Source organism: Schnuerera sp. (assembly GCF_035459645.1).
Lineage (GTDB): Bacteria > Bacillota > Clostridia > Tissierellales > Tepidimicrobiaceae > Schnuerera.
This window is the reverse complement of the sequence record NZ_DATHXO010000248.1, coordinates 1-2,268: the sequence shown is the minus strand read 5'-3', so window position 1 is coordinate 2,268 and position 2,268 is coordinate 1. Positions and strand designations below refer to the sequence as shown.

The 2,268-nt window shown below is 34.7% G+C and carries 4 protein-coding genes; all 4 read left to right on the top strand.

Annotated elements, in window-relative coordinates; all coding sequences use genetic code 11:
- Positions 1 to 541 (top strand): phage minor capsid protein (locus VK998_RS05835; protein WP_325226497.1); only part of this gene is annotated, 541 nt, incomplete at its 5' end.
- 4 nt (positions 542 to 545) lie between these two features.
- Positions 546 to 854 (top strand): hypothetical protein, encoded by a 309-nt coding sequence (locus tag VK998_RS05830; RefSeq protein ID WP_325226496.1) that lies wholly within the window; start codon positions 546 to 548, stop codon positions 852 to 854.
- A gap of 146 nt (positions 855 to 1,000) precedes the next feature.
- Positions 1,001 to 1,552 (top strand): phage scaffolding protein, encoded by a 552-nt coding sequence (locus VK998_RS05825; RefSeq protein WP_325226494.1) that lies wholly within the window; start codon positions 1,001 to 1,003, stop codon positions 1,550 to 1,552.
- Between the two features lie 16 nt (positions 1,553 to 1,568).
- Positions 1,569 to 2,204 (top strand): major capsid protein, encoded by a 636-nt coding sequence (locus VK998_RS05820; RefSeq protein ID WP_325226492.1) that lies wholly within the window; start codon positions 1,569 to 1,571, stop codon positions 2,202 to 2,204.
- Positions 2,205 to 2,268: the final 64 nt, after the last annotated feature.

Sequence of the window (2,268 nt, the reverse complement as noted above, 5' to 3'; positions counted from 1 at the left end):
GAATGTGTTAACTAGCTTAAATCAAATAACAGGATATATGAGTGTGGCCAATGCTGATATGATGGGACAAGATTTAATGGAAATTACAGCCCATATAGGAGCAAGACCAGACCATAGCTTGTGGCAAGGAAGGATTGTATCTAGAAGTGGAAGAAGTGACTACTTATCCCTAGATGATATAGGTTATGGAGAAGTAGATGGGTTTCAAGGAGTTAATTGTCGGCATGGATGGTTTCCATTTTTTGAAGGAATATCAACCCCGGCATATACAGAAAAGCAACTAGAAGATTTAGAAGGGGAAATTATAGTATTTGATGGAAAAGAATATACAGCCTATGAAGCAAGTCAAAGACAAAGGCAACTAGAAAGAGCAATGAGACACACTCAAAGAAACCTAATAGCATTTGAAAATGCAGGATTGGAAGATAAGGCACTGTCAATGAAAATTAAACTTAAAGGGCAACAAGATTTATACAGAGAATTTAGTAAAACAGCAGGAATAAGACCTAAGTTTGAAAGAGCGAATATATATAGGGGGTAAGTCAATGAATATACCAGATAAAATAAGAATAAGTGGAGTAGAATACAAAACAATAGTATCGAGTGAACCTATATTCCTAGACAATATAAGAGTCTATGGACAAATTGATTATGATAAAAAAGAAATTACTATAGATGAAACCCTGCAAGATAAACAAGGGCAATTACAAACCTTTTTACATGAAATTATCCATGGAATAGTGCACGATAGGGAATTAGACTTTAAAAATGACAGCGAAGAAACTATTGTAGACCAACTAGCTAAAGGATTTTATCAAATTATAAAAGATAATCCAGAATTATTTAAACAATAGACACAAAATCTTAATTTTGTGACTAATAATTTGTCTTTAAGCAATAGACATTAAACAGGCTTATTTTTATTGGTTACTGAACCTATAATCAGAACTCTAAGTGATGCCGACCACTTTAAAAGGCTAAGAGGAAAGGAGAATATAAAATGACTAAAGAACAATTAGAAGCACTAGGATTAAATGAAGAACAAATAAAAGAAGTATTTAAATTAAACGGCATAGCAGTAAATAATGCCAAGGCAGATTATGAAACCATTAAAGCTGAAAAAGAAACCTTAGAAGAACAACTTGAAACAGCTAACAAAGAAATTGAAAGCTATAAAGAAATGGACATCGAAGGTATTAAGAAGGCAGCAGAAGATTACAAAATTAAGTTTGAAACAGCACAAACCGAAGCACAGAAGGAATTAGAAAAGATTAAATTTAATCACGCCCTTGAAAATGCTTTAAAAGGGGCTAAGGCAAAAAATGTTAAGGCAGTAAAGGCTTTACTTGACCTAGAAGGATTAAAGCTAAATGAGGATAAAATAATAGGTCTAGATGAACAGTTAGAAAGTATCAAAACTGAAAATGATTATCTATTTGAAACAGAAGAAACAAAAGGAGATAATCCTATATTTACTAGACCAACTGATAGGGAAGACACAACAACAAAAGAAATGGACTTAGGAAGTGCATTAAAAGATTACTATAAATAAAAAGGAGAGATAATATATGGCTATTACATTAGAACAAGCAAAAGTAGGGATGGCAGATAAGGTAGACCAGCAAGTTATTGACGAATTTAGAAGGGGTTCATTATTATTAGATAAAATGGTATTTGATAATTCAGTATCCCCTGGTACTGGTGGAAGTACATTAGCTTATGGGTATCAGAGATTAGAAACTCCATCAACAGCAGGGTTTAGGGCATTAAATAGCGAGTATGAAAACAATGAAGCACTAAGAAAGGCCTACACTGCATATCTGAAAATATTCGGCGGAACTTTCAATCTAGATAGGGTAGTTATAAATACCAGTGGAGCAATAGATGAACTACAGTTCCAATTACAACAAAAAATCAAAGCAGCTATCAACTTATTTCACTACACTGTTATTAATGGGGATAGTGCAGTAGATGAATTGGCATTTGATGGATTGGATAAAGCTTTAATAGGCTCATCTACAGAGATAGGAACTGATAAGATTATAGATCTATCTGATACATCAGCAGTTGACAATAATTACTTTAGTTTCCTAGACGAATTAGATAACTTCTTAGCAGAATTAGATGGGAAACCTACCTTCCTTATGGGTAACTCTAAGTTAATAACTAAAATCAAGGGCGTAGCTAGAAGAGGGCGGGCGTGAGCGGCGCGTACGCGCTGCTGGCCGCCTACCTGAGCGTGCGCATCGCGCTGCGCGACTTCGGCCG